The sequence below is a fragment of the Rhodococcus sp. B10 genome, from assembly GCF_011770055.1.
In the GTDB taxonomy this organism is placed as follows: Bacteria; Actinomycetota; Actinomycetes; order Mycobacteriales; family Mycobacteriaceae; genus Rhodococcoides; species Rhodococcoides kyotonensis_B.
In genome coordinates this window covers 1-25,871 of sequence record NZ_JAAFYV010000044.1, presented here as the reverse complement: position 1 = coordinate 25,871, position 25,871 = coordinate 1, and the positions used below count along the sequence as shown (strand labels likewise).

The following is a 25,871-nucleotide window of genomic DNA, read 5'->3' as shown; positions in this document are numbered from 1 at the left end:
CAGCAACAATGGACGCGATGTCGTGATCGGGCATAATGTGCGTCCTTCGGATCGACGGGCAGTCGATCCGAGTAAACAGCAGAACGCTTTCAGTGGTGTTAACTCACCGTTTCAACTGTTGGATCGCCGAACCCGCACAAATGCACATGCGTTTGCGTGGGAAGGGCACCCAGTTCACGCAAATGCATATGCGTTTGCGTGAACCGTGGGGCGAGACTCAGAAACCAAGCCTTCCCATCTGCTTGGGGTCCGTCTGCCAGTCCTTGGCGATCTTGACGTGCAAATCGAGGTAGATCCTCGTGCCGAGAAGCTTCTCGATCTGAAGTCTGGAGGCAGTTCCGACTTCCTTGAGCCTCGATCCACCCTTGCCGATGATGATGGCCTTCTGGCTGGGGCGCTCGACGTAGAGGATGGCGTGCACGTCGAGCATGTTGTCGTGCCCCTCGCGAGGGTTGACTTCCTCGATGACGACGGCGAGAGAGTGCGGCAATTCGTCGCGCACGCCTTCGAGTGCGGCCTCACGGATGAGTTCGGCCATCAAGATCTCTTCGGGCTCGTCGGTCAGCTCGCCGTCGGGGTAGAACGCGGGGCCCTCGGGCAGCTCGGCCGCGAACAGATCGACCAACTTCTCGACCTGCTCACCCGACGCGGCGGACACCGGGATGACGTGGCTGTTCTCGCCGAGGAGGTTCGACAGCGCCATCAACTGCTGGACGACGCGCTCTTTCTTGACCTTGTCGATCTTGGTGACGATGCCGATCAACGTGGTCTTGGGCGCGATGTGACGCACCTGCTCGAGGATCCAGCGGTCACCGGGGCCGATCTTCTCGTCGGCGGGGATGCACAGTCCGATGATGTCGACCTCGGAGTACGTGTCCTGCACCAGGTCGTTGAGCCGTTGCCCGAGAAGCGTTCGGGGACGGTGCAATCCGGGAGTGTCCACGAGGATCAACTGCGCGTGCTCGCGATGCACGATGCCGCGGATCGTGTGACGCGTGGTCTGCGGCCGCGACGACGTGATGGCGATCTTCGTGCCGACCAACGCATTGGTCAGCGTGGACTTCCCGGTGTTCGGTCGTCCGACGAAGCAGATGAAGCCGGAATGGAAGTTTCGGTCGTTCGATTCAGGCATCGGCATCCTCGGTGTCGTGGTCGTCGTCGTTCCCGGACGGCTCCGAGGACTGCGCTTTCTCGACGAGAACAGTAGTCACCCGAACTCGCCCCTTCTGATCCGCACCGCCCTCGCCGACGAGAATCAACCCGTGCGACTCGACGCGCGATCCGGGCAACGGCACGCGGCCGAGCTCGTAGCCCAGCAGCCCGCCGACGGTGTCGACGTCCTCGGATTCGATGTCCAGGCCGAACAATTCGCCGACGTCCTCGAGCGGAACTCGCGCAGAGACACGGAAGCTGCCGTCGCCCAGATCGTCGATCGGTGCGACCTCGTCGGCGTCGTACTCGTCGGCGATCTCACCGACGATCTCTTCGAGAACATCCTCGATGGTCACCAATCCGGCTGTGCCGCCGTACTCGTCGACGAGCACAGCCATGTGATTGCGTGAACGCTGCATGTCCGCCAACAGGCTGTCGAGCGCCTTCGAATCGGGTACGAACACCGCAGGACGCATGACCTGATCGACCTTGACTCCACGTCCGCCGTCGGTGGAGTAATACGTCTGCTGCACAAGGTCTTTGAGGTAGACGACGCCGACGATGTCGTCGACGTTCTCGCCGATCACCGGGATTCGCGAGTGACCGCTGCGCACGGCGAGCGACGTCGCCTGGCCCGCGGACTTGCCTGATTCGATCCACACCATTTCCGGACGCGGCACCATCACCTCACGCGCCGACGTGTCGCCCAGCTCGAACACCGACTGGATCATCTTTCGCTCACCGTCCGCGACGACGCCGCGCTCACGCGCCATGTCGACGAGTTCGCGCAGTTCGATCTCGGATGCGAACGGGCCGTTGCGGAAACCACGGCCGGGGGTGATGGCGTTACCGATCAGAATGAGCAGACGGCTGATGGGTCCGAGTATCCATCCGAGCCCACGCAACGGGAGCGCGGCGGACAACGCGATCGAATACGCGTGCTGACGACCGAGCGTTCTGGGACCGACACCGACGACGACGTAGCTGACGAGGACCATCACGACGGCGGTGACAACGAGCGCGAGGGTCTCGTCGAGAAGCTCGATCAAGCCGCCCGCCAGCAGGACCGTCGCGCCGATCTCGCACAGAATGCGCATCAGCACAGTCAGATTGACGTACCGCGGCCGATCGGCGACGACCGTCAGCAGTCCGACGGCTCCCGGACGTTCGTCCTTGGCCATGTCCTCGACACGTGCGCGCGAGACGGTGTTGAGGGCCGAGTCGACTGCCGCGAACAATCCCGCGACCGGAACCAGAATCACTGCAGCGACGATGAGAACCGGCGCACTGATCACAGGTTGTCGCCCCGGGCGAAGCCAGTCTTGCCGAGCAGTCGACGATCGCGCGCTGCCTGCAATTCTCTCTCCTCGGCACGGCGCAGATCCTCGTACCACTCCTCGAGAATGCGGTTCTGCAGGCCGAACATCTCTTTTTCCTCGTCCGGTTCGGCGTGGTCGTAGCCCAGCAGGTGCAACACGCCGTGGACGGTCAACAACGCCAACTCGTGTTCGAGGGGATGCCCTGCTGCTGCCGCCTGGTCCGCCGCGAACGACGGGCACAGCACGATGTCACCGAGCATCGACGGGCCTGGTTCGGGCGCGTCGGGACGGCCACCCGGCTCCAATTCGTCCATCGGGAACGACATGACGTCCGTCGGACCGGGGAGGTCCATCCACCGCATGTGGAGATCGGCCATCGTTGCCGAGTCGACGAGAACCATCGACAGTTCCGCTGCAGGGTGCACGTCCATGCTCGCGATGGCGAACCTGGCGACGCTCACGAGCTCCGCTTCGGAGACGTCCATCCCCGACTCGTTGGACACCTCGATGCTCATTACTGCTCTCTACTCTTTCTCGACAATGTGACCAGCAGACCTTACCGGCGTGCCGAGCGCGCACCGCCGGAGCGTCGCTGCGCACGGTTGCCCACCCCGAGATCGCTGTTGCTCGACGACTCGAACCGCTCGTACGCGTCGACGATTTCCGACACCAGGCGATGCCGGACCACGTCGCTGCTGGTGAGCTGCGCGAAGTGAATGTCGTCGACACTGCCGAGGATTTCGGTCGCGGCACGCAGGCCCGACCTCGCGCCACCGGGCAGATCGACCTGGGTGATGTCACCGGTCACGACGATCTTCGAACCGAAACCGAGACGGGTGAGGAACATCTTCATCTGCTCGGCCGTGGTGTTCTGCGCCTCGTCGAGGATGATGAACGCGTCGTTGAGGGTGCGTCCACGCATGTACGCGAGCGGCGCGACCTCGATGACTCCCGCCTGCATCAACTTCGGAATGGCCTCGACGTCCATCATGTCGTGGAGCGCATCGTGCAGCGGGCGCAGGTACGGATCGATCTTGTCGTGCAGCGTGCCGGGCAGGAATCCTAGCCGCTCACCGGCCTCGACGGCGGGACGCGTCAGGATGATGCGGCTGACCTGCTTGGCCTGCAACGCCTGCACGGCCTTGGCCATCGCCAGGTACGTCTTGCCCGTACCGGCGGGTCCGACACCGAACACGATGGTGTTGGCGTCGATCGCGTCGACGTACCGCTTCTGGTTGAGTGTCTTGGGCCTGATGGTCTTGCCGCGACGCGAGAGAATGTCGAGGCTGAGCACCTCTGCAGGCGACTCGGAGACTCCGTCGGTGAGCATCCCGACCGTGCGCCGGACGGCGTCGGGGGTCAGCGGCTGCGCCCGCTTGACGACGGCAGCGAGCTCGGTGATGGCACGTTCCGCCAGCGCGACGTCGGCTACCTTGCCGCTCAGGGTGACCGTGTTACCTCGGACATGCACGTCGGCGGACAGCAGCTGCTCGAGGGTCCTGAGGTTCTCGTCCGATGCGCCGAGAAGCGGAAGCACTGCCTCGGGCGCCAGTTCCATGCTGGACCGAACCAGACGTTCGGCGGGAAGATCGCTGTGTTCACTCACGTGGTGTGTATGGCCTGCTTTCGGGTGTCGCGGACGGGGCTCGAACTGCCCACGAGTTTAACGCGCGCAGCGGGGCTCGCATTCCAATTACCCGGCGGCGGGCGCGGTCGAGGCCGCCATGGACTCGGTCCAGCACGTCGATCCCGGCCTCAGGAAGTCGAAGTGGTCCTCCCCGTCGACCACCGACAAACTCGCGTCGTCGCCGGCGTCGAGGGCCGCGGACACGTAGCGTTCGCTCTGCGACACCGGCACCTGCACGTCGCGCGAGCCATGAATGCAGTGCACCGGAACGCCGGTCGGCAGCAGGCACAACGGAGATGCCGAACGGTACAGATCGGGGTCGTTCTCGAAGCTCGTCCCGAGCAGTTCCCGCACCGCAGGGTTGATGTCACCTGCCGCAGGCCCGACGACGAAGTCGAGCACCCCTGCCTGCGCGACGACCCGCGCCGGCCTGATCGGCAACTCTCGTCGACTCGCCAGCCATGCCGCGAGGTGACCGCCCGCGGAGTGACCGAGAAGCCGAACATCGCCGGTGTCGAGTGGGATCGACGAGCGCTCCTGCACGACGTCGCCCACGGCCTGCAGTGCGTCGACGACGTCTCGGCTGACCTCCGGCCACGACCCGCCCGCACCGACGCGCCGGTACTCGATGTTCCAGGCGGCGAACCCGGCTCGCGACAATTCGACGGCGTACTGCGTGCCGAGGTTCAGCGCGTAGCGGCCGTGCCAGAACCCGCCGTGAACCACCATGACCACCGGAACCGGAACGGTCACAGGGGTTTCCGGGAGGTAGAGATGACCGAACTGTTCGGGATGGTCGCCGTAGGCGATGGTCTGCCGGATCACCGAGTGGCCTGGAAGTCGAGCGGCGTCTGCGCCCAGCGATTCGTCATGACTCCGAGCGCGCCGAGCGCGACCGCTGCAGCGGTCGACGTCCGTAACACGGTGGGCCCCAACATGACCGGGGTCGCACCGACATCGGTCAGCGCAGCGACCTCGGAATCGGTGAGACCACCTTCGGGACCGACGACGAGCAGAACTTCGGGCACCTCGCGGAACGACAGCGACGAGAAGGGAACGGACGCAGCCTCGTGCAGCACCGCGACGATTCCCCCGCGCTCGACGACGCCGCGGGCCAAGGCGACGACTGCCGAATTGGTGTGCAGCGGTGCAACTTCCGGGACGAACGGACGACGCGACTGCTTCGCCGCAGCGGTCGCGACGGCCTGCCACCGGGCGACGCCCTTGTCGGCCTTCGCCCCCTCCCACTTGGCGACGCATCGTGACGATTGCCACGGCACGATGCTGTCGATCCCCGCCTCGGTCGCGAGTTCGACGGCCAATTCGGAACGGTCGGCCTTGGGCAGCGCCTGGACCACCCCGACCGACGGCGTCGGGCGGGGAACGTCGGACCGGGTTTCGACGGCCATCTCGAGGCGGTCGCGTTCGGCGGCCGTGACGACGGTCTCGGCGATGCGGCCGTGACCGTCGGACAGCAGAATGCGCTCACCGACCCGAATGCGACGCACCGTGGCGGCGTGACGCCCTTCCTTGCCGTCGAGCACGGCCGTACCGCCGACGTCGGGCAGAGGATCGAGGTAGAAGACCGTCGCCGCCATCGTCAGCGACCGCTGAACGCTTCCCGCAGCCGGGAGAACAACCCGCCGCTGTGCTGTGAGCCGGTGGTGACCACCTCGGCCGCGTCACGGTCGCGGAGCGCGCGCAGGTCTTCGAGCAACTGCGTCTGCTTGTTGTCGAGCTTCGACGGCACGACGACCTCGAGGTGAGCGTGCAGGTCGCCTCGGACGCCGGAACGCAGCTTGGGCATACCGTGTCCGCGCAGGACCGCGATCGAACCGGGCTGTGTGCCCTGATCGACGACGATGTCCGTCGGGCCGTCGAGAATCGCGTCGACCGACACCTTGGTGCCGAGGGCCGCGTCGACCATGGGGACGCGAATGGTGCAGTGCAGGTCGTCGCCGTCGCGGACGAACACCTCGTGCTGCTGCTCGACGATCTCGACGTACAGGTCACCTGCCGGGCCACCACCCGGGCCGACCTCACCCTGCGAGGCCAGACGGATACGCATGCCGTTGCTGACGCCGACGGGAACCTTCACGGTGATGTCGCGTCGCGAACGAACCCGACCGTCGCCTGCGCACTTGCGGCAGGGGTCGGGAATGGTCTCGCCCGCACCGCGGCAGGTGGGGCACGGACGCGACGTCATGACCTGACCGAGGAACGAACGCTGCACCGACTGGACCTCACCCGCGCCGCCACATGTCTCACACCGAACGGGCTTCGAGTCGCCGTTGGTGCCCGAGCCGGTGCACAGGTCGCACAGGATCGCCGTGTCGACGGTGATGTGCTTGGTGACGCCGGTCGCGCACTCGTCGAGTGTCAACTTGGTGCGCAGCAGCGAGTCGGCTCCTGGCTGGACGCGTCCGCGCGGACCACGGCCGGCTCCCCCGCCACCGCCGCCGAAGAACGCCTCGAACACGTCGCCGAGTCCACCGCCGAAGCCCGCGCCGCCGAAGCCGCCGCCTCCGCCGCCGCCCTGCTGCAGCGGATCTCCGCCGAGATCGACGATCCGGCGCTTCTCCGGGTCGGACAGCACCTCGTACGCCGTCGAGATCTCCTTGAAGCGAGCCTGCGCGGCCTCGTCCGGATTGACATCGGGGTGAAGTTCGCGCGCGAGCTTGCGATACGCGCGCTTGATCTCCTGATCGGTCGCCTTCTGGCCGACCCCGAGCGTCCCGTAATAGTCCCGTGCCACGTATGTCTCTTTCGTCCTCGTCGAATTTCCGTGTGCGCCGACGTCGTCGACGCGTCATGAGTGGATGACGGCCCTCAGCGTTCCGCGAGAACCTCTCCGATGTATCTCGCAACGGCTGCAACCGATGCAATAGTTCCTGGATAGTCCATTCGTGTGGGTCCGAGCACGCCCATGCCCCCGAGCACCATGCCAGCCGAACCGTATCCGGTGGAAATCACCGAGGTACCGCGCATCTCCTCGACCTGCGTCTCCTCCCCGATACGCACGGTCACCGTGCGCGTGTCCTGCGTCACGGCCAGCAGCTTCAGGACGACCACCTGCTCCTCGAGCGCTTCGAGCACCGCGCGCAGCGAACCGGGGAATCCCGCGTCCCCGGCGAAATCGGCGGCGTTGCGCGTCAGATTGGCGGTGCCGCCGAGAACCAGACGCTCCTCGGGATGTTCGACGAGCGATTCGATCAATACCGTCGCCGACCGAATCATGGCGTCGCGCAACGCGGGCGGCGAATTCTCGGCGAGTTCCGCGACCGCGGCCGACGCGGCCGCGAGGCGCTTGCCTTCGAGCGCGCCACCGAGCAGGTTGCGCAGCTGGGAGAGATTCTCGTCGTCGATGACGTCGCCCAACTCGACGATGCGTTGGTCGACGCGACCGGAGTCGGTGATCAGAACCAGAAGAAGGCGTGCAGGCGTCAACGCGACCACTTCGAGGTGCCGCACCGACGACACCGACAGCGTCGGATACTGCACGACGGCCACCTGTCGGGTCAGCTGCGCGAGCAACCTCACACCGCGGCGCAGGACGTCGTCGAGATCGACGCCGTTCTCGAGAAATTCGAGGATCGCGCGACGCTCGGACGTCGACAGCGGCTTGACGTCGGCGATGCGGTCGACGAACTGCCGGTACCCCTTGTCCGTCGGGACACGCCCCGAACTGGTGTGCGGCTGCGCGATGTACCCCTCGGCCTCCAGAACAGCCATGTCGTTGCGCACTGTCGCACTGGACACCCCGAGGTTGTGTCGCTCGACGAGAGCCCGCGAGCCGACGGGTTCCTGGGTGGAGACATAGTCGGCGACGATCGCGCGTAGAACCTCGAACCGTCTGTCTTCGGTGCTCGACATCGGTGCCCACCTCCATTCCACTGTTCACGTCGGAGTTCGAGTCTAGTGGCCCTACCGCCGTCGGTGACGGCAAGGCCTTACTGTGGTCGGGTGCCCCATTCGACGACGACGGATACCGAATGATCTTCAAAGGCGTTCGCGACGGCAAGCCCTACCCGGAGCACGGGTTGTCGCTGCGTGACTGGTCGAAGATCCCGCCGCGCCAGCTCAGACTCGACGAGATCGTCACGACCACGAAGGTGCTCGAACTCGATCGTCTGCTGTCCGAGGACTCCACGTTCTACGGCGACCTGTTCCCACACGCCGTGCACTACCGAGGCGTCGTGTACCTGGAAGACGGCTTGCACCGGGCCGTGCGCGCCGCGCTACGCAACCGAACCGTCCTGCACGCCCGCGTCTTCGACTACGACCTGTTGGGAGCCTGAGCCCTCACGCAGCGATGCTGCGTACGACGGCGTCGGCGAGCAGTCGGCCGCGATCGGTGAGTACGAATCGCCCATCGGCGAACGTCATCAACCCATCGGCGACGACCTGGTCCGCCGCGTGACGCTCGTCCGCGTCGAGCACGTCGGCCGGAAGGCCCGTCCTGAGCCTGATCTTCAGCATCAGTTCTTCGAGATGCCGATCCTCGCGCGTCAACAATTCGCTGCCTGCCACCGGGAACGCGCCCGACGCCAGCTGATCCGCGTACCGCGCAGGGTGTTTGACGTTCCAGAACCGCGTACCGCCGACGTGGCTGTGCGCACCCGGCCCGGCACCCCACCAGTCTCCGCCGTCCCAGTAGCCGACGTTGTGCTTGCACTCCGCGTCGGCGTCGCTCGCCCAGTTGGACACCTCGTACCAGCTCAGCCCCGCACCGGACAGAACGGAGTCGATCCGTTCGTAGCGGGCGGCGAGGACGTCGTCGTCGGGCATCGGCAGCTCCCCGCGACGCACCTTGCGTGCCATGGCCGTGCCGTCCTCGACGATGAGCGCGTAGGCCGAGACGTGGTCGACGCCTGCCGTCAGCACCGCGTCGAGCGAGCTGTCGAGATCCTCGGGACGCTCCCCCGGCGTGCCGTAGATGAGATCGAGGTTGACGTGGCCGAAGCCGGCCGCCTTCGCTTCCCTCGCGGCGGCCACTGCCCGGCCCGGGGTGTGCGTGCGATCGAGAACCCGAAGGACGTGCGGTGCCGCGGACTGCATTCCGAGCGAGACACGCGTGAACCCTGCCGACAGGAGCGCGTCGAAGAACTCGGGTGACGTCGACTCCGGGTTCGATTCCGTCGTCACCTCGGCCCCCGGGGTCAGACCGAAACTGGCGCGGACGGCATTCAGAACGTCGGTCAAGCCGTCGCCTCCGAGCAGCGACGGCGTCCCGCCTCCGACGAACACGGTGTCGGCCGTCGGCACGACGCCCGCGCGATCGGCGAGCAGCGACGCAGCCGCCTCCAACTCCCGACGCATCGCCTCGCGCCAGGACTGCGGTGACGCGGAAGTTCCGAGTTCCCCGGCGGTGTAGGTGTTGAAATCGCAGTAGCCGCACCGCGTCGCACAGAACGGAACATGGACGTACACACCGAACGGCCGTTGCCCGACGCCGTCGAATGCCGCGTCGGGCAGCTCGAAGGGCACGGGTGGAGCGGCGACGATGTTCACCCGTCCAGTGTTCCAGACCGAGTGCGGCACACTTTCCGGCGTGAGGGCAACGTCTCTGCCAGCCTATTTACCGTGAATTTCGGGTAAATAGGCGTCCATGGTCGGACCTGGCCGAATGACGTGGCACAATGGTCGCCGTGACTGACACCGGGATCCGACTCGTGGCGCGCCGCCACGTCGACCTCAAGCGTGTCTGCAGCTCGTCGTGTCGATGCTGTCGAGTGTGTTGCTGAGCCCGTTGCCGGCTCCCCCTCGACCCACAGCTCGTTCCCGGTAGTTCCCCGCCACACCCCCGATCCGTCCGGACGCGTGTGCAAGTGGTGAGTCTCAGCCCCTCCCCTTGGCCGCCCGGTAGAGAAAAGATGCAGGAGCAGTAGATGTCGTCGACCACCGACGCCCCGACCGACGCGGGTTCGTCCGCCCCGGCGCGCGTAGCCCCGCGGGAACGCACGCCGCGTCCGGCCAAGCGACGGGCCGAGGGCCAGTGGGCACTCGGATACCGCGAGCCGCTCAACCCCAACGAGCAGTCCAAGAAGGACGACAACCCGCTGAACGTGCGGGCTCGCATCGAGAACATCTATTCCAAGCAAGGCTTCGACAGCATCGACAAGAGCGATCTGCGCGGCCGCTTCCGCTGGTGGGGTCTCTACACCCAGCGCGAGCAGGGATACGACGGCACGTACACCGGCGACGACAACATCGATCTGCTCGAAGCCAAGTACTTCATGATGCGCATTCGGTGCGACGCAGGCGCGCTGAACGTCGAGCAGGTGCGCACGCTCGCCGGTATCTCCAAGGAGTTCGCTCGCGACACCGCCGACCTCTCCGACCGCGAGAACGTTCAGTACCACTGGATCGAGGTCGAGAACGTCCCCGAGATCTGGCGTCGCATCGAAGCCGTCGGCCTGAAGACCACCGAGGCGTGCGGTGACTGCCCCCGCGTCGTGCTCGGGTCTCCTCTCGCAGGCGAGGCCGTCGACGAGATCCTCGATCCGACGCCTGCCATCGACGAGATCGTCGAGCGCTACATCGGTAAGCCCGAGTACTCGAACCTGCCCCGCAAGTTCAAGACGGCGATCTCCGGCCTGCAGGACGTGGTGCACGAGATCAACGACGTCGCGTTCATCGGCGTGAACCACCCCGAGCACGGCCCCGGTCTCGACCTGTGGGTCGGCGGCGGACTGTCGACCAACCCGATGCTGGCGCAGCGCGTCGGCGTCTGGGTGCCGCTCGCCGAGGTACCCGACGTCTGGGAAGGCGTCGTCTCGATCTTCCGCGACTACGGCTACCGTCGCCTCCGCACGAAGGCGCGCCTGAAGTTCCTGATCAAGGACTGGGGCATCGAGAAGTTCCGCCAGGTTCTCGAGGACGAGTACCTGCACCGCAAGCTGATCGACGGTCCCGCGCCCGAGAAGCCCGCGCGTCCGCGCGACCACGTCGGCATCCAGAAGCTCAAGAACGGGCTCAATGCCGTCGGCGTCGCACCGATCGCCGGTCGTGTCTCGGGCACCATCCTCGGCAAGGTGGCCGACGCCGCGGAGAAGGCCGGATCGGACCGCATCCGGTTCACGCCGTACCAGAAGCTCATCGTGCTCGACGTCCCGGACGACAAGCTCGAAGATCTCATCGCCGATCTCGACGCACTCGGGCTGCCGGCTCGGCCGTCGCACTGGCGCAAGAACCTGATGGCGTGCAGCGGAATCGAGTTCTGCAAGCTGTCGTTCGCCGAGACGCGCAAGCGATCGCAGGTCCTCGTGCCCGATCTCGAGGCTCGGCTCGCCGACGTCAACGCCCAGCTCGACGTCCCGGTGACCATCAACATCAACGGCTGCCCCAACTCGTGCGCGCGCTCGCAGATCGCGGACATCGGCTTCAAGGGACAGCTCGTCGACGACGGCGACGGGAATCAGGTCGAGGGCTTCCAGGTTCACCTCGGTGGCAGCCTCGGCCTGGACAGTGCGTTCGGCCGAAAGCTGCGCCAGCACAAGGTGAACAGCACCGAGCTGGGCGACTACATCGAACGAGTGGTGCGGAACTTCGTCAAGCACCGCGAAGATGGAGAGCGGTTCGCGCAGTGGGCCGTGCGAGCAGACGAGGCGGATTTGCGATGAGCACGAGAATGAATCTGACGGTCGACGAGCTGAAGGCGATCGCCGAGCGCGGCGCCCGTGAACTCGACGGTGCGAATGCCACCGAATTGATGCAGTGGACCGAGCGCGAGTTCGGCAACGACTACATCGTGGCGTCGAACATGCAGGACGCAGTGTTGGTGCACCTCGCGACTCAGGTGCATCCCGGCGTCGACGTCCTGTTCCTCGACACCGGTTACCACTTCGCGGAGACCATCGGAACCCGTGACGCCGTCGAGGCCGTCTACGGCGTCAACGTCATCGATGCACGCGCCGAACACAGTGTCGCCGAACAGGATTCGATCGAAGGCAAGGACCTCTTCGCCCGCGAGCCGAACCGCTGCTGCGCGCTGCGCAAGGTCGCGCCGCTGAAGAAGGAACTCGCGAACTACAGCGCGTGGGTCACCGGCATCCGACGCGTCGAGGCTCCCACTCGGGCGAACGCGCCGCTGATCTCCTTCGACGACGCGTTCGGCCTCGTCAAGATCAATCCCATCGCGGCCTGGTCGGACGACGACATGCAGCGGTACATCGACGAACACGGAATTCTCGTCAATCCTCTCGTCGACGAGGGGTATCCATCGATCGGGTGCCAGCCGTGCACCGTCAAGCCCGCCCCCGGCGCCGATCCGCGTAGCGGACGGTGGGCCGGTAAGGCCAAAACGGAATGTGGGTTGCACGCCTCATGACACTCAACTTCGCCACCGAGCGCCCCCAGGTCGACAGCACGCGCTTCGACACCCTCGACGCACTCGAGTCCGAGGCCATCCACATCTTCCGTGAGGTCGCGGGCGAGTTCGAACGGCCGGTCATCCTGTTCTCGGGAGGCAAGGACTCGACCGTCCTGCTGCACCTCGCGATCAAGGCGTTCTGGCCTGCGCCCCTGCCCTTCTCGCTGCTGCACGTCGACACCGGGCACAACCTGCAGGAGGTCCTCGACTTCCGCGACCACGTCGTGTCCAAGTACAACCTGCGCCTGCACGTGGCCAAGGTCGAGGACTACCTCGCCGACGGCCGCCTCACCGAGCGCCCCGACGGCATCCGCAACCCGCTGCAGACGGTGCCGCTGCTCGACGCCATCTCCGAGAACCGCTTCGACGCCGTCTTCGGCGGTGCCCGACGGGACGAGGAACGCGCCCGCGCCAAGGAACGAATCTTCTCGCTGCGCAACGCATTCGGTCAGTGGGACCCCAAGAAGCAGCGGCCGGAACTGTGGAACCTGTACAACGGCAAGCACTCCCCCGGTGAGCAGGTTCGCGTCTTCCCGCTCAGCAACTTCACCGAGCTGGACATCTGGCGCTACATTGCGCGCGAGAACGTCGAGTTGGCGAGCATCTACTACGCGCACCAGCGTCCGGTGTACCAGCGCGACGGCATGTGGATGACCCCTGGCGTGTGGGGCGGTCCCACCGAGGCCGAAGAGCTGCAGACGCTGTCCGTGCGCTACCGCACCGTCGGTGACGGGTCCACCACCGGAGCCGTCCTGTCCGACGCCGCGGACAACGAGGCGATTCTCGCCGAGGTCGCCGCCTCCCGACTCACCGAACGTGGCGCCACCCGCGGCGACGACCGCGTCTCCGAGGCGGCCATGGAAGACCGCAAGCGCGAAGGATACTTCTGATGAGCAGTGCTGCCATTTCTGGTCATTCCGCAGGCTCCACTCCCGGCTCCCAGTTACTGCGTCTCGCCACCGCAGGCAGCGTCGACGACGGAAAGTCGACCCTCGTCGGTCGGCTGCTGTACGACACGAAGTCCGTTCTCGCGGACCAAATCGACGCCGTCACACGCGCATCGGTCGACCGCGGCCTCAGCACTCCCGACCTGTCGCTCCTCGTCGACGGTCTGCGCGCCGAGCGCGAGCAGGGCATCACCATCGATGTCGCGTACCGCTACTTCGCCACGCCTGCACGATCTTTCGTTCTCGCGGACACCCCGGGCCACGTGCAGTACACCCGCAACACCGTCTCGGGCGCGTCGACGGCTCAGCTCGTCATCCTGCTCGTCGATGCGCGCAAGGGCGTCATCACGCAGACGCGTCGGCACGCGGCGGTTCTCGCCCTGCTCGGTGTGCCCAAGCTGGTGCTTGCCGTCAACAAGATCGACCTCGTCGAGGATCCGGCGACGGTGTTCGCGGACATCTCCGCCGAGTTCAACTCGCTGACCTCGTCGCTCGGCTGGGCCGCGGAGGACGTCGTCGAGATCCCGGTGTCGGCTCTGCACGGAGACAACGTCGCCGTCCGATCCACCAACACCCCCTACTACGACGGCCCGACGCTCATCGAGCACCTCGAGTCGGTTCCGGTCGACGCCGAGCCGCACCGCGTCGGACTTCGTTTCCCCGTGCAGTACGTGATCCGTCCTCGCACAGCCGAATTCCCGGACTACCGCGGCTACGCGGGCCAGGTCGCCGCAGGCACCGTCGCCCCCGGTGACGAGGTCGTCGTCCTGCCGTCCGGCACCCGGACCACGGTCGAGCGCATCGACACCGCCGATGGCGAACTCGATTCCGCAAGCGCCGGACGCAGCATCACGCTGATCCTCGCCGACGACGTCGACGTGTCCCGCGGAGACTCCATCGTCTCGCCGCAGGACGCTCCCGAGCCCATCGGCGAGTTCGACGCCACCGTGTGCTGGCTGGCCGAGAAGCCCCTTCGCCCGGGTGCACGCCTGCTGCTCAAGCACGGAACCCGGACGACGCAGGCCATCGTCGGCGCACTGGTCGAGAAGTTCGACGAACAGAACCTGACGGCCGATCCGTCTCCGGAAACGTTGGAGCTCAACGACATCGGGCGCATCTCTGTGCGCGTCGCCGAGCCCATCGTCGCCGACGACTACGCCGTCAACCGGCACACCGGCAGCTTCCTGCTGATCGATCCTGCCGGAGGCAACACCCTCGCCGCCGGTCTCGTCGGCGACGCGCTGTCGGCAGTCGAACTGGGAGAACCGGTTCCGTCCTGACATGGGTGTGTTGATCGCCGTCGCCCACGGTAGCCGCGACCCTCGTTCGTCGCGGACCGTGGGCGCGGTGGTCGACCGCGTTCGCGTGCGTCGGCCCGACCTCGACGTCAGGGTCGCATATCTGGATCTGACCGAACCCAGCGTGGAACAGGTCATCGACGAAGTCGCCGCCGACGGGCACGAATCCGCTGCTTTCGTTCCGTTGTTGCTCGGCAATGCTTTTCATGCCCGGGTCGATCTGCCCGGAATTCTGGATGCCGCGCGACGGCGGCACCCGTCCCTCTCGCTGGTGCAAGCCGAGGTTCTCGGCGACGACAATCGCCTCGTCGATGCGCTGCGTGCCCGCATTCTCGGCGCCGGCGTGGACATGGACGACCCGACGATCGGCGTCGCGGTCGCCGCAGTCGGATCGTCCAGGGAGGCTGCGAACCGACGTACCCGCGCACTGGCAGCGCGTGTGTCCGCCGGAACGGGATGGGCAGGCGCGGTGACGTGCTTCGCGACGAACCGCAATCCCGGTCCCACCGAAGCGATCTCGCACCTGACGGCAGCCGGGGCGCGTCGTATCGTCATCGCCCCGTGGTTCATCGCCCCCGGGCTGCTCACCGACCGAGTGCGCGACGAGGTCGACGCACTCGACATCGACGTCACCCATGCCGACGTTCTCGGCGACCACCCCTTCGTCGCCGATGTCGTGTCGGCACGGTACGACGCGGCGGTGGGCGGCTCCGCCACCCGTGCGCGCGAATGCGTAGCGGGCTGTACATTCCCGCGCACGGGGGCCGCAGGCCCCTAGCCGGTCGGGACGATCTCCGGGATGCGCGTCGCCCGCACGTACACCGTCTCACCGGGCTCGAGCTGCAAAGCTTCGCTGTCGCCTCGCGTGATCTGCGCGGAGAACGCTTCACCCGTCGCAGCGTTCTTCAGCTCCACCTTGACCTCGAATCCCAGGTGAACGACGCGTTCGACGATCGCCCGCGTCACACCGGCCGACTCCGCGGTGCCGTTCTTCTGCGCGAGTGCGAGTGCCGGATCCCGTCCGACGCGAATGTCGTGCGGCCGCACCAACATTCCGTTGAGTTTGGCGACCTGTCCGAGGAACGACATGACGAAGTCGTTCTCGGGACGATCGTAGAGATCCTCGGGTGACCCGACCTGTTCGATCCGTCCCTTGTTCATGACGGCGATGCGGTCGGCGACGTCGAGCGCCTCCTCCTGGTCGTGAGTGACCAGGACCGTCGTCACGTGCACCTCGTCGTGCAGGCGGCGTAGCCACGTCCGAAGGTCTTCGCGCACCTTCGCGTCGAGTGCACCGAACGGCTCGTCGAGCAGCAGAACCTGAGGGTCGACGGCGAGTGCTCGCGCCAACGCCATGCGCTGACGCTGACCGCCGGACAGCTGCGCGGGGAAACGCGTCTGGAAGCCCGCGAGCCCGACGATCTCGAGCAATTCGTCGACGCGGCGTTTGATCTCGTCCTTCGGACGCTTGCGAATCTTCAATCCGAACGCGACGTTGTCACGCACGCTCAAGTGCTTGAAGGCTGCGTAATGCTGGAACACGAAGCCGATCTCGCGTTTCTGAGGGCTGACCCACGTCACGTCCTCGCCCGCCAGAATGACCTGGCCGGAGTCGAGCTGTTCGAGACCGGCGATCGAACGCAGCAGCGTGGACTTGCCCGAACCGCTCGGACCGAGAAGCGCGGTCAACGACCCCTTGGGGATGTCGATGCTCACGTTGTCGAGAGCCGCGAAGTCGCCGTAGTTCTTCTTGGCACCCACCACGGAGATCTCGATGTCGGAACTCTTCTGTGCGGTCATTTACTTCGTCCTCTTTTTGTCGAGGGCAGTCATCAGCAGCAACACGATGACGGCGATTGCCATGAGCAGAGTCGACGCGGCGTAGGCGCCTGCTTGGTTGAAGTCCTCGTACCGCGAGTTCACCAGGAGCGTGAGCGTCTGCGAAATGCCGGGGAGGTTCGTCGACACCATGATCACCGCACCGAACTCACCCAGTGAACGGGCAACAGTGAGGACGATGCCGTAGGTCAGACCCCAGCGGATCGCAGGCAATGTGATGCGCCAGAACGTCTGCCACGACGACGCGCCCAGCGTCGACGCCGCCTCCTCCTGCTCTTCGCCGATCTCGTAGAGCACCGGCTCGACTTCGCGGACGACGAACGGAAGCGTCACGAAGATCGTCGCGATGACCATGCCGGGCAACGCGAAGATGATCTTGAAACCGAGGGACTCGACACCACCGAACCATCCGTTGGCACCCCACAGCAGAATGAGGGCGACACCGGTGACGATGGGCGACACGGCGAACGGCAGATCGACGACGGCCTCGAGGATGCCCTTGCCGCGGAAGCGCCCGCGGACGAGAGCCAACGCGGTGATGACACCGAACACGACGTTGACCGGCACGACGATCGCGACGATCAGCAACGACAACTGCAGCGCCGACTGCGCTGCAGGCGTCGTGATCAGTCCCCAGAACTCGGCGAAACCGTTCTCGAACGTGCGGTAGAGAATCGCCGCAAGAGGGAACAGCACGAGTGCCGCGAGGTACAGCAGCGCGACCGTGCGCAGCGACAGTTTGACGGGAAGCCCGACCTTCATCGGATCTGCTCCTCACGCCGAGCGAGCCGGTTACCGACGATGCGCAGCACGAACAGCACCACGAACGCCAGCGCGAGCAGGACGACGGAGATGGCAGCGGCATCGACGGGCTGGTCGTACTCGATCAGCTCACGGATGTACTGCGACGCGATCTGCGTGTCACCGGGAATGTTGCCGCCGATCAGCACGACGGAACCGAACTCGCCGATGGCACGGGCGAACGCAAGGCCGGCACCGCTGAGAATCGACGGCAGCAACACGGGGAGAACGATCGAGCGGAAGATCGTCCAGTTGTTCGCGCCCAGGGACGCGGCAGCCTCTTCCACTTCCTTGTCCAGCTCGATCAGGACCGGCTGGACGGCGCGCACCACGAACGGAAGCGTCACGAACAGCAGCGCGACGACGACTGCCGGCTTCGTCGCGTTGAACACCAGACCGATCGGACTCGCGGGACCGTACAGCGACAGCAGCACGAGGCTCGCGACGATCGTCGGCAGAGCGAACGGCAGATCGATCAGCGCGTTGACGATGCGCTTGCCCGGAAAATCGTCGCGGACGAGCACCCAGGCGATCAGCGTTCCGAACACGAGGTTGATGACCGCGGCGGCCACCGACACCTCCAGGGTGACCTTGAACGTGGCGATGGCGCGCGGCTCGGTGATCGCATCCCAGAAGCCCGAGATGCCGTCGTCGAACGATTTCACGGTCAGAGCCGCCAGCGGCAGCAGAACGATGATGCTCAGCCAGAGCACCGCGACCCCGAGACCGAAGGGCCCGACCGAACCCGACCCGCGGAACTTCCGCCCCTTTCGGGGGGAAGGCCGCGTGCCGGGGGCCGAATCGATGTGCGTCGAGGACATGGTGATTACTGCGTGTTCTCTTTGTAGATAGTGGTGATGGCTCCGTTGTCACCGAAGAGCTCGGCGTCGACGGCTTCCCAACCACCGAGATCGTCGATCGTGCGCAGCGTCGCGGGCGTGAAGAACTTGTCCGTGAACTCGGCGGCGATCTCCGGGTTCGTCGGCCGGAACCCTTCCTCGGCCCAGATGCGCTGTCCCTCGTCGGTGTAGACGAAATCGTTCAACGCGTTCGCCCTGTCGAGTTGCGCGCTCGTGTTGACGACGGCGACGGGGTTGTCGATGCGGAAGGTGTCGGCGACGTCGACATGCTCGACCGGCTGTCCCTGCTCCTCGATGAGCAACGCCTCGTTCTCGTAGCTGATCAGGACGTCACCCTGTCCCTGCAGGAACGCCTCGGTCGCCGCGCGTCCCGACTCGGGCTGCACGGGGAAGTGGCCGGAGACCAGCTGCTGCACGTAGTCGAGGCCGGCCTGCTTGTCCTGGCCACCGTTGCTCTTGGCCGCGTAAGGAGCCAACAGGTTCCACTTGGCCGAGCCGGAGCTGAGCGGGCTGGGGCTGATGACCTGGACGTCCGGCTTCAGCAGATCGTCCCACGTCTGAATGTTCTTCGGATTACCCTCGCGCACAACGAGAGTCACCACCGAACCGAATGGAACACCGCCGTATGCGTTCTGGTTCCAGTCCTCGTCGACCTTGCCTGCCTTGACCAGACGGGTCACATCCGGCTCGACGGAGAAGTTGACGATGTCGGCGGGCGCGCCGTCGGCCACCTTGCGCGACTGGTTGCCCGACGCGCCGTAGTCGGCATTGATCGACGTACCGTCGCCGTCCTCGGTGGCCGCGAACGCGGGAGCAATGGCGTCCCACCCGTTCTTCGGCACCGCGTAGCCGACCAGCGTCAGAGCAGGACCGCTCGACGTGTCGGTCGAGCCGCCGACCGTGTCACTCGATCCACCCCCGCACGCAGCGAGAACGAGGGTTCCGACGGCTGCGAACGTGGTGAGCAGGTAACGAGAGCTGTGCCTCATCGAGTAGGGCCTTTCATCGAGTGTTGCCTCGGATGGATCCACGGAAGGTCGTACGGAAGTCGTGCCGGAGGACGGTCCGTGGACTGCGCCGTCGACAACCCCCGAGAGGGCGACGAACGAGCCGAACCGTCCGCGAGACGTGCACCGACGCAGGCGCACCCTCTACATGGATGCGCGATCTACCGCCGGAGAACAGTTCGCGTCTAGGACGTGATTCGACAACAGTCGATATCTGCGACATCGAGCTTGCCGACCGCAATCAACGCCAACTCATGGCGGACCCGGTACTCGGCAGCGGCAGACACGGTCAGAAATCTAGCAGAGGACTTCGACGGACCGAAAATCCGACTCCGCGCCCCTCATCGCGTCGGTCTACCGGGTCAGCAGCCACGCCAGTACGACGAGTACCAGCAGCGCGATCAGCGCGAGAGTGACTCTCGACTTCGGCATCAGTGACCTTCCCTCGACGGTGAATCGTCCGTTGCGACAGCGACGTCGCGGTCGGACCGGGCATCGCGTCCGAGCGCACGCAGAACCTCGGCCAGCACGCGGTCGAACAACCGCGCCACCCCGAACGCGATCGGCACGAGAACCAGAAGCACGACGATCGACTGGGGAACGAACGGGAGTCCGGTGACCCACAGCTCGATTCCGTCCCACCATGTGGCTAACGCGTGCACCTGTGTCACTGTAGTAGCCGCCACGCCGACGACCCGCATCGGTGGACGACGCGCACTCCTGCGTCGATGATTGGCGTATGACGGCATACGAGGACAAGTCGATCAACGTACCCGTACGCGACGACATGATTCCGCTACCGGGCGCACCCGACATGGACGGACACGACGGCCAGGGCGCCCTGGCCAGCACGGAAGCCCCGATCTCGACTCCGATCTCCTACCGCAGCGCGTTTCCCCCCATCGACGACTACGCGTTTCTCTCCGACTGCGAGACCACATGCCTGATCGCGCGCAACGGGTCGGTCGAGTGGATGTGTGTGCCGCGTCCCGACTCCCCCAGCGTCTTCGGCGCCGTCCTCGACCGAAGCGCAGGCCACTTCCGCGTCGGCCCCTACGGACAGTCGGTTCCCGCCGCGCGTCGCTACCTGCCCGGCGGACTGATCGTCGAGACGACGTGGCAGACCGAAACCGGGTGGATCATCGTGCGCGACGCATTGGTGATGGGGCCCTGGCACAACACCGATCAGCGTTCCCGCACGCACAAGCGCGCCCCGAGCGACTGGGACGCCGAACACATACTGCTTCGCACGGTCAAATGCGTCAGCGGGACCGTCGAACTCGAGATGAGCTGTGAGCCCGCGTTCGACTACCACCGAGCGCCCGCCCGCTGGGAGTACACCGGCAAGGTCTACGAAGAAGCGACTGCGACGTGCGAGGCCAGTTCGATCGGTGATCAGCCGACGCTCAAGCTCACCACCAACCTGCGCATCGGCATCGAAGGTCGCGAGGCTCGCGCCCGCACGCGAATGACCGAGGGTGACAACGTGTTCGTCGCACTCTCGTGGTCCGACCTCCCGGCACCCAAGACGTTCGACGAGGCCGCCGAGAAGATGTGGCGCACGTCCGAATGCTGGCGTCAGTGGATCACCATCGGACGCTTCCCCGATCACCCGTGGCGCGGATACCTTCAGCGCAGCGCACTGGCTCTCAAGGGCCTGACGTACGCGCCGACGGGCGCCCTACTGGCCGCGTCGACCACGTCTCTACCGGAGACCCCACGGGGCGAACGAAATTGGGACTATCGCTACGCCTGGGTGCGCGACTCGACGTTCGCGTTGTGGGGCCTGTACACACTCGGACTCGACCGTGAGGCCAACGACTTCTTCTCGTTCATGTCGGACGTCTCGGTCTCCGACGACGGCAGCGCCAATCCCCTGCAGGTCATGTACGGAATCGGTGGTGAGAAGACGCTGGAGGAAAGCGAACTGAACCACCTCTCCGGCTACGACGGCGCGAAGCCCGTCCGCATCGGCAACGGCGCGTACAACCAGGAGCAGCACGACATCTGGGGCACCATGCTCGATTCGGTGTACCTGCACGTGCGTTCACGGGAGCACGTTCCGGAGTCGCTGTGGCCGCTGCTCAAGCGTCAGGTCGAAGAGGCCATCGCCAATTGGAGAAAGCCCGACCGCGGCATCTGGGAGGTGCGCGGCGAGCCGCAGCACTTCACGTCGTCGAAAGTGATGTGCTGGGTCGCGCTCGACCGCGGCGCCAAGCTGGCGTCGATCCACGGCGAGGACGAGTACGCGGACGAGTGGAACAAGATCGCCGACGAGATCCGCGAGGACGTGCTCGCGAACGGCGTCGACGAGCGTGGCGTACTCACCCAGCGGTACGGCCACGACTCGCTCGACGCGTCGTTGTTGCTCGTGCCGCTGCTGCGGTTCCTGCCCGCCGACGACGAACGCGTCCGCGCAACGGTTCTCGCGATCGCCGACGAGCTGACCGTCGACGGACTCGTTCTCCGATACAAGGTCGACACCACGGACGACGGCCTGGAGGGCGAGGAAGGCACCTTCACCATCTGTTCCTTCTGGCTGGTGTCGGCGCTCGTCGAGATCGGTGAACTGCAGCGGGCCAAGCACCTGTGCGAGCGTCTGCTCGGATACGCGAGTCCGCTCAAGCTGTACGCGGAGGAGATCGACGCGCGCACCGGTCGGCACCTCGGCAACTTCCCGCAGGCGTTCACGCACCTCGCGCTGATCAACGCCGTCGTGCACGTCATCCGTGCGGAGGAAGCACAGGCGGCCGGGCACTTCCAGCCGGCGCACACCAGCTGACCCTTTCGTGCGTGCGAATGTGCAGCGGGCTGCACATTCGCACGCACGGGCCGCGTCAGCGGCCCAACTGCCTCGCCCATGTCGCCATCAGCTCGGCAGTCGGAAGCGACTGCACGCGAGCATGTCCCGTACCGGCCCACATCGACAGCGCCGACGGATCGTGTGCGGCCGCGGCCTTCGCGCGCATCGGCCCGGTCAGGTAGTGCACGTCGGGGTACGCCAGCGGTGCGTCAGCGGAGTTCTCGCGCATGAAGTCGTTCTCGAGACCCCGTGCAGGGCGCCCCGAGAACGCCCGCGTGACAGCAGTGTTCGCGATGCGGGTGAGCTGTTCACGGTGCACCGGCCTCGTGCCGGCTTCCGGGGTGTCGAGCAACGCGGTCCCGAGCTGAGCTGCGTGCGCTGCACCCGAATCCAACAGCGGCGCAACGTCGTTGCCGTCCATGAGGCCGCCTGCTGCGATGCGCGGCAGGCCCGAGACCGCGGCCACCGCGTCGAGAACCTCGGCCAGCGGAGCCTCGGGCGCAGAACCGTCGAACGTACCGCGATGACCCCCGGCCTCCGGCCCCTGCACGATCAGCGCGTCGACCCCGTTCGCAGTGGCCACCGACGCGTCCTCGGCGCGCGCGACCGTCGCCCACACCTCGGTCCCGACGGCGTGCAGACGTGCGACCTCGTCGGCGGTGAACGTGCCGAACGTGCTCGACACGACGGGCACCGGGTCGGTGATCAGCCACTCGAACTTCTCGGGGTAGAAGTCGTCGCGACGCGGCAGCGCTCCTGGTTCGACGTCGTACTTCTCGAACCAGGGCTGCAGCCGAGCTGCGTAGGCGTCGACGTCGGCGCCCGTCGCGTCCTCGGGCATGAACAGATTGACACCGAACGGCACCGACCCGAGCGTGCCACGCACCCAATTCACTTGCTCGGCAAGCTTTTCGGGCGTCAGCAGCGCACCGGCGATCATGCCGAGGCCACCTGCGCTCGACACTGCTGCCGCCAGCTCGGGCGTCGACGGACCTCCCGCCATGGGTGCTCCGACGATGGGAATCCTCAGTTCGCTCAGTATCCGTGTCGTCATACTGTGCGAACTTACTCCCGGCGGCTGCGCCACCCGTGCGTGCATAGTTGGAGCGGGCGCCAACTTTTCGCGCACGGGCGCCGCAGGCGCACTATTTCTTGGGCTTGTCCGCCGACGACTCCGACGACAGCGCTGCAACGAAGGCCTCCTGCGGCACGTCGACGCGACCGATGGTCTTCATGCGCTTCTTGCCTTCCTTCTGCTTCTCGAGCAGCTTGCGCTTACGGCTGATGTCACCGCCGTAACACTTCGCGAGGACGTCCTTGCGGATGGCGCGGATGTTCTCGCGGGCGATGATGCGCGAGCCGATGGCAGCCTGGATCGGCACCTCGAACTGCTGGCGCGGGATCAGTTCCTTCAACTTGGTTGTCATCTTGTTGCCGTAGGCCGCAGCCGCGTCCTTGTGCACGATCGCGGAGAACGCGTCGACGGCTTCACCCTGCAGCAGGATGTCGACCTTGACGAGGGCCGCGCTCTGCTCGCCGACCTCCTCGTAGTCGAGGCTGGCGTATCCGCGGGTCCGCGACTTCAGGATGTCGAAGAAGTCGAAGATGATCTCGGCCATCGGAATGGTGTACCGCAGCTCGACGCGGGTCTCCGACAGGTAGTCCATACCGCCCAGCTCACCGCGTCGTCCCTGGCACAGCTCCATGATCGAGCCGATGAACTCGCTCGGCGAGATGATGGTGCATCGCACCATCGGCTCGAACACGTCGCGTGTCTTGCCCTCGGGCCAGTACGACGGGTTGGTGACGGTGTGCTCGGTGCCGTCCTCCATCTCGACGCGGTAGACCACGTTCGGTGACGTCGAGATCAAGTCGAGGCCGAATTCGCGTTCGAGACGTTCGCGGGTGATCTCCATGTGCAGCAGGCCGAGGAAGCCACAGCGGAAGCCGAACCCAAGCGCAACCGACGTCTCCGGCTCGTAGGTGAGCGCCGCATCGTTGAGCTGCAGCTTCTCGAGCGCGTCGCGCAGATCGGGGTAGTCGGAGCCGTCGACCGGATAGAGGCCGGAGTACACCATCGGGCGCGGCTCGCGGTATCCCGTCAGCGGATCGGTGGCGCCCTTGCGGAACGTCGTGACCGTGTCACCGACCTTGGACTGGCGCACGTCCTTCACACCGGTGATGAGGTAGCCGACCTCGCCGACGCCGAGACCCGTCGACGCCTTCGGTTCGGGCGACACGATGCCGACCTCGAGAAGCTCGTGCGTCGCACCCGTCGACATCATGGTGATCTTCTCCCGCGGCTTGAGCTCGCCGTCGACGACACGAACGTAGGTGACGACGCCGCGGTAGGTGTCGTAGACCGAGTCGAAGATCATCGCGCGGGCCGGGCCGTCGGGGTCGCCGACGGGTGCAGGCATCTGTTTGACGACCTCGTCGAGCAGTTCCGTGACGCCGACGCCGGTCTTGCCGGACACACGCAGCACCTCGTCCGGCTCGCAGCCGATGATGTGCGCGATCTCGCCCGCGTAGCGATCCGGGTCGGCGGCAGGGAGGTCGATCTTGTTGAGGACCGGGATGATCGTCAGGTCCTTCTCGAGCGCCAGATAAAGATTCGCCAGAGTCTGCGCCTCGATGCCCTGCGCCGCATCGACGAGCAGCACGGCACCTTCACAGGCCTCGAGTGCACGCGACACCTCGTACGTGAAGTCGACGTGCCCGGGTGTGTCGATGAGGTGCAGCACGAATTCTTCGCCGTCGACCGTCCACGGCAGCCGGACGTTCTGCGCCTTGATCGTGATGCCGCGCTCGCGTTCGATGTCCATGCGGTCGAGGTACTGCGCCCGCATCGAGCGATCGTCGATGACACCGGTGAGCTGCAGCATCCGGTCGGCCAGCGTCGACTTTCCGTGGTCGATGTGGGCGATGATGCAGAAGTTCCTGATCCGGGTGGGATCGGTGAACGTCGTGTCGGCGAAGCTGGGCACTCGTATCCTTTGCTGGCGTTTGCAGGAGCAACTGCTCCATGCTCCCACACGAGGGTCGTTCCGCAGGCTTCACTCCCGCCCGTCCCACACCGGCGTCGTTCCACCGGTTCCGCGTCGCGCCGCAGCCGATTCACCGCCTGACTACACTCGGCTCCCATGGCTGGCAACTGGAGCAGACTCGGTAAGGAACTCGGCAAGATCGCACTCCGCGAGGGCCCCAGGCTCTTTCGCCAGCTGCAGAACTCCGGTGCCCTCCAGAAGGGCAAGGACGCTATCGCCTCCAGGACCACGCCCGCCCCGAGCGCTCCCGCCGGGCGGCCGGTGTCGTCGAACGCCGTTCCCACGGCACACCGGGCACGACGCGTCGAATACTCCCCCGACCTCGACGGCAAAGCCGACCCCGGCGAGATCGTGTGGACGTGGGTCACCTACGAGGAGGACGCGAGCCAGGGCAAGGACCGTCCCGTCCTCGTCGTCGGCCGCGACGGCAGCACCCTTCTCGGACTGATGTTGTCCAGCCAGCAGAAGCACGACGGTGACCGAGACTGGGTCGCGATCGGCTCCGGATCATGGGATGCCGAAGGACGGCCGAGCTGGATCCGACTCGACCGTGTCCTGGACGTCCCGGAGACCGGAATCCGCCGCGAGGGTGCCGTTCTCGCGAAGGGCAAGTTCGACGCCGTCGCGGCGCGCTTGCGTTCGGAGTACAGCTGGTCCTGAGTGCCGCTGCGCGACCCGTGATGCTCCTATGAGTGTCAACTGCTGATTTTCTGTGTGAGTAGCTGGAACATTTCGCGGGCGACGGCTCGTTTGAGGCAGCGGATGATGTCGCGTTTGCTTTTGCCTTGGGCGAGTCGTTT

Annotated in this window: 24 protein-coding genes; 8 read left to right on the top strand and 16 right to left on the bottom strand. The window is 65.9% G+C overall.

Annotated features, from left to right (window positions below):
- Window positions 1-217: 217 nt before the first annotated feature.
- The 8 genes from era to hrcA form a co-directional block, all read right to left on the bottom strand.
- Window positions 218-1,132: a GTPase Era gene (gene era, locus RhoFasB10_RS23085; protein WP_068420902.1), complete on the bottom strand. Its 915-nt coding sequence runs from the start codon at window positions 1,130-1,132 to the stop codon at window positions 218-220.
- A complete protein-coding gene (locus tag RhoFasB10_RS23080) occupies window positions 1,125-2,447 on the bottom strand; it encodes a hemolysin family protein (protein WP_068420418.1) in 1,323 nt (440 codons plus the stop codon). Before RhoFasB10_RS23080 ends, era begins: the two co-directional genes overlap by 8 nt.
- Window positions 2,444-2,986 carry an rRNA maturation RNase YbeY gene (gene ybeY / locus RhoFasB10_RS23075; RefSeq protein ID WP_068420416.1) on the bottom strand — a complete coding sequence of 181 codons (543 nt, stop codon included), beginning with the start codon at window positions 2,984-2,986 and terminating at the stop codon, window positions 2,444-2,446. Before ybeY ends, RhoFasB10_RS23080 begins: the two co-directional genes overlap by 4 nt.
- Window positions 2,987-3,027: 41 nt before the next feature.
- Window positions 3,028-4,029, bottom strand: a complete 1,002-nt coding sequence (locus tag RhoFasB10_RS23070; protein ID WP_240931419.1) for a PhoH family protein — start codon at window positions 4,027-4,029, stop codon at window positions 3,028-3,030.
- Between the two features lie 135 nt (window positions 4,030-4,164).
- Entirely contained in the window at window positions 4,165-4,923 is a 759-nt protein-coding gene (locus RhoFasB10_RS23065; RefSeq protein ID WP_167678805.1) for an alpha/beta hydrolase, read from the bottom strand.
- On the bottom strand, window positions 4,920-5,696 hold the full coding sequence (locus RhoFasB10_RS23060; RefSeq protein WP_068420410.1) for a 16S rRNA (uracil(1498)-N(3))-methyltransferase: 777 nt from the start codon (window positions 5,694-5,696) through the stop codon (window positions 4,920-4,922). The genes RhoFasB10_RS23065 and RhoFasB10_RS23060 overlap by 4 nt, the downstream gene beginning before the upstream one ends.
- A 2-nt stretch (window positions 5,697-5,698) precedes the next feature.
- Window positions 5,699-6,853: a molecular chaperone DnaJ gene (gene dnaJ, locus RhoFasB10_RS23055; protein ID WP_068420404.1), complete on the bottom strand. Its 1,155-nt coding sequence runs from the start codon at window positions 6,851-6,853 to the stop codon at window positions 5,699-5,701.
- Between the two features lie 74 nt (window positions 6,854-6,927).
- Window positions 6,928-7,971 carry a heat-inducible transcriptional repressor HrcA gene (hrcA, locus tag RhoFasB10_RS23050; protein WP_068420403.1) on the bottom strand — a complete coding sequence of 348 codons (1,044 nt, stop codon included), beginning with the start codon at window positions 7,969-7,971 and terminating at the stop codon, window positions 6,928-6,930.
- Window positions 7,972-8,090: 119 nt separating this feature from the next.
- Between hrcA and RhoFasB10_RS23045 the strand changes: the two genes are divergently transcribed.
- Window positions 8,091-8,396: a type II toxin-antitoxin system VapB family antitoxin gene (locus RhoFasB10_RS23045; RefSeq protein ID WP_068378754.1), complete on the top strand. Its 306-nt coding sequence runs from the start codon at window positions 8,091-8,093 to the stop codon at window positions 8,394-8,396.
- A gap of 4 nt (window positions 8,397-8,400) precedes the next feature.
- Here the strand turns inward: RhoFasB10_RS23045 and hemW are convergent, their stop codons facing one another.
- Window positions 8,401-9,609, bottom strand: a complete 1,209-nt coding sequence (gene hemW, locus RhoFasB10_RS23040; protein WP_167678803.1) for a radical SAM family heme chaperone HemW — start codon at window positions 9,607-9,609, stop codon at window positions 8,401-8,403.
- Window positions 9,610-9,986: 377 nt separating this feature from the next.
- Here hemW and RhoFasB10_RS23035 point away from each other — a divergent pair, with 377 nt between their 5' ends.
- From RhoFasB10_RS23035 to RhoFasB10_RS23015, 5 genes are read left to right on the top strand one after another with little or no spacing between them, the layout of a single operon-like run.
- Window positions 9,987-11,720, top strand: coding sequence for a nitrite/sulfite reductase (locus RhoFasB10_RS23035; protein ID WP_167678801.1), 1,734 nt, complete (start codon window positions 9,987-9,989; stop codon window positions 11,718-11,720).
- Window positions 11,717-12,427, top strand: a complete 711-nt coding sequence (locus RhoFasB10_RS23030) for a phosphoadenylyl-sulfate reductase (protein ID WP_167678799.1) — start codon at window positions 11,717-11,719, stop codon at window positions 12,425-12,427. The genes RhoFasB10_RS23035 and RhoFasB10_RS23030 overlap by 4 nt, the downstream gene beginning before the upstream one ends.
- On the top strand, window positions 12,424-13,359 hold the full coding sequence (cysD, locus tag RhoFasB10_RS23025; protein WP_068420397.1) for a sulfate adenylyltransferase subunit CysD: 936 nt from the start codon (window positions 12,424-12,426) through the stop codon (window positions 13,357-13,359). Before RhoFasB10_RS23030 ends, cysD begins: the two co-directional genes overlap by 4 nt.
- Window positions 13,359-14,696, top strand: coding sequence for a GTP-binding protein (locus tag RhoFasB10_RS23020; RefSeq protein ID WP_167678797.1), 1,338 nt, complete (start codon window positions 13,359-13,361; stop codon window positions 14,694-14,696). Before cysD ends, RhoFasB10_RS23020 begins: the two co-directional genes overlap by 1 nt.
- Before the next feature lies 1 nt (window position 14,697).
- Complete coding sequence (locus RhoFasB10_RS23015; protein ID WP_167678795.1) at window positions 14,698-15,492, top strand: sirohydrochlorin chelatase; 795 nt, start codon at window positions 14,698-14,700, stop codon at window positions 15,490-15,492.
- On the opposite strand, the gene RhoFasB10_RS23010 is transcribed toward RhoFasB10_RS23015, so the two are convergent.
- From RhoFasB10_RS23010 to RhoFasB10_RS22990, 5 genes are all read right to left on the bottom strand, one after another.
- Entirely contained in the window at window positions 15,489-16,514 is a 1,026-nt protein-coding gene (locus tag RhoFasB10_RS23010; protein WP_068423678.1) for a sulfate ABC transporter ATP-binding protein, read from the bottom strand. The two genes, RhoFasB10_RS23015 and RhoFasB10_RS23010, sit on opposite strands and share 4 nt — an antisense overlap.
- On the bottom strand, window positions 16,515-17,315 hold the full coding sequence (cysW, locus tag RhoFasB10_RS23005) for a sulfate ABC transporter permease subunit CysW (protein WP_068423679.1): 801 nt from the start codon (window positions 17,313-17,315) through the stop codon (window positions 16,515-16,517).
- Complete coding sequence (gene cysT, locus RhoFasB10_RS23000) at window positions 17,312-18,175, bottom strand: sulfate ABC transporter permease subunit CysT (RefSeq protein ID WP_068423681.1); 864 nt, start codon at window positions 18,173-18,175, stop codon at window positions 17,312-17,314. The genes cysW and cysT overlap by 4 nt, the downstream gene beginning before the upstream one ends.
- 5 nt (window positions 18,176-18,180) lie before the next feature.
- Complete coding sequence (locus RhoFasB10_RS22995; protein WP_167678793.1) at window positions 18,181-19,203, bottom strand: sulfate ABC transporter substrate-binding protein; 1,023 nt, start codon at window positions 19,201-19,203, stop codon at window positions 18,181-18,183.
- A 449-nt stretch (window positions 19,204-19,652) separates the two neighbouring features.
- Complete coding sequence (locus tag RhoFasB10_RS22990) at window positions 19,653-19,883, bottom strand: hypothetical protein (RefSeq protein WP_174551379.1); 231 nt, start codon at window positions 19,881-19,883, stop codon at window positions 19,653-19,655.
- Window positions 19,884-19,960: 77 nt separating this feature from the next.
- Between RhoFasB10_RS22990 and RhoFasB10_RS22985 the strand changes: the two genes are divergently transcribed.
- Window positions 19,961-22,003, top strand: coding sequence for a glycoside hydrolase family 15 protein (locus tag RhoFasB10_RS22985; protein WP_068423685.1), 2,043 nt, complete (start codon window positions 19,961-19,963; stop codon window positions 22,001-22,003).
- A 55-nt stretch (window positions 22,004-22,058) separates the two neighbouring features.
- Here the strand turns inward: RhoFasB10_RS22985 and RhoFasB10_RS22980 are convergent, their stop codons facing one another.
- Complete coding sequence (locus tag RhoFasB10_RS22980; RefSeq protein WP_068423687.1) at window positions 22,059-23,078, bottom strand: nitronate monooxygenase; 1,020 nt, start codon at window positions 23,076-23,078, stop codon at window positions 22,059-22,061.
- A 91-nt stretch (window positions 23,079-23,169) separates the two neighbouring features.
- Window positions 23,170-25,017, bottom strand: coding sequence for a translation elongation factor 4 (gene lepA, locus RhoFasB10_RS22975; RefSeq protein WP_243636952.1), 1,848 nt, complete (start codon window positions 25,015-25,017; stop codon window positions 23,170-23,172).
- Between the two features lie 150 nt (window positions 25,018-25,167).
- On the opposite strand from lepA, the gene RhoFasB10_RS22970 reads away from it, so the two are divergent.
- Window positions 25,168-25,731, top strand: a complete 564-nt coding sequence (locus tag RhoFasB10_RS22970; protein ID WP_068423691.1) for a type II toxin-antitoxin system PemK/MazF family toxin — start codon at window positions 25,168-25,170, stop codon at window positions 25,729-25,731.
- The last annotated feature ends 140 nt before the right edge of the window (window positions 25,732-25,871 follow it).

What these genes read in the sequence shown, in the direction of transcription:
- era (WP_068420902.1), bottom strand. Translation starts at nt 1,132, where the DNA reads ATGCCTGAATCGAACGACCGAAACTTCCATTCCGGCTTCATCTGCTTC.
- ybeY (WP_068420416.1), bottom strand. Translation starts at nt 2,986, where the DNA reads ATGAGCATCGAGGTGTCCAACGAGTCGGGGATGGACGTCTCCGAAGCG.
- RhoFasB10_RS23070 (WP_240931419.1), bottom strand. Translation starts at nt 4,029, where the DNA reads ATGGAACTGGCGCCCGAGGCAGTGCTTCCGCTTCTCGGCGCATCGGAC.
- RhoFasB10_RS23060 (WP_068420410.1), bottom strand. Translation starts at nt 5,696, where the DNA reads ATGGCGGCGACGGTCTTCTACCTCGATCCTCTGCCCGACGTCGGCGGT.
- hrcA (WP_068420403.1), bottom strand. Translation starts at nt 7,971, where the DNA reads ATGTCGAGCACCGAAGACAGACGGTTCGAGGTTCTACGCGCGATCGTC.
- RhoFasB10_RS23045 (WP_068378754.1), top strand. Translation starts at nt 8,091, where the DNA reads ATGATCTTCAAAGGCGTTCGCGACGGCAAGCCCTACCCGGAGCACGGG.
- RhoFasB10_RS23035 (WP_167678801.1), top strand. Translation starts at nt 9,987, where the DNA reads ATGTCGTCGACCACCGACGCCCCGACCGACGCGGGTTCGTCCGCCCCG.
- RhoFasB10_RS23030 (WP_167678799.1), top strand. Translation starts at nt 11,717, where the DNA reads ATGAGCACGAGAATGAATCTGACGGTCGACGAGCTGAAGGCGATCGCC.
- cysD (WP_068420397.1), top strand. Translation starts at nt 12,424, where the DNA reads ATGACACTCAACTTCGCCACCGAGCGCCCCCAGGTCGACAGCACGCGC.
- RhoFasB10_RS23020 (WP_167678797.1), top strand. Translation starts at nt 13,359, where the DNA reads ATGAGCAGTGCTGCCATTTCTGGTCATTCCGCAGGCTCCACTCCCGGC.
- RhoFasB10_RS23015 (WP_167678795.1), top strand. Translation starts at nt 14,698, where the DNA reads ATGGGTGTGTTGATCGCCGTCGCCCACGGTAGCCGCGACCCTCGTTCG.
- RhoFasB10_RS23010 (WP_068423678.1), bottom strand. Translation starts at nt 16,514, where the DNA reads ATGACCGCACAGAAGAGTTCCGACATCGAGATCTCCGTGGTGGGTGCC.
- cysW (WP_068423679.1), bottom strand. Translation starts at nt 17,315, where the DNA reads ATGAAGGTCGGGCTTCCCGTCAAACTGTCGCTGCGCACGGTCGCGCTG.
- cysT (WP_068423681.1), bottom strand. Translation starts at nt 18,175, where the DNA reads ATGTCCTCGACGCACATCGATTCGGCCCCCGGCACGCGGCCTTCCCCC.
- RhoFasB10_RS22995 (WP_167678793.1), bottom strand. Translation starts at nt 19,203, where the DNA reads ATGAGGCACAGCTCTCGTTACCTGCTCACCACGTTCGCAGCCGTCGGA.
- RhoFasB10_RS22985 (WP_068423685.1), top strand. Translation starts at nt 19,961, where the DNA reads ATGACGGCATACGAGGACAAGTCGATCAACGTACCCGTACGCGACGAC.
- RhoFasB10_RS22980 (WP_068423687.1), bottom strand. Translation starts at nt 23,078, where the DNA reads ATGACGACACGGATACTGAGCGAACTGAGGATTCCCATCGTCGGAGCA.
- RhoFasB10_RS22970 (WP_068423691.1), top strand. Translation starts at nt 25,168, where the DNA reads ATGGCTGGCAACTGGAGCAGACTCGGTAAGGAACTCGGCAAGATCGCA.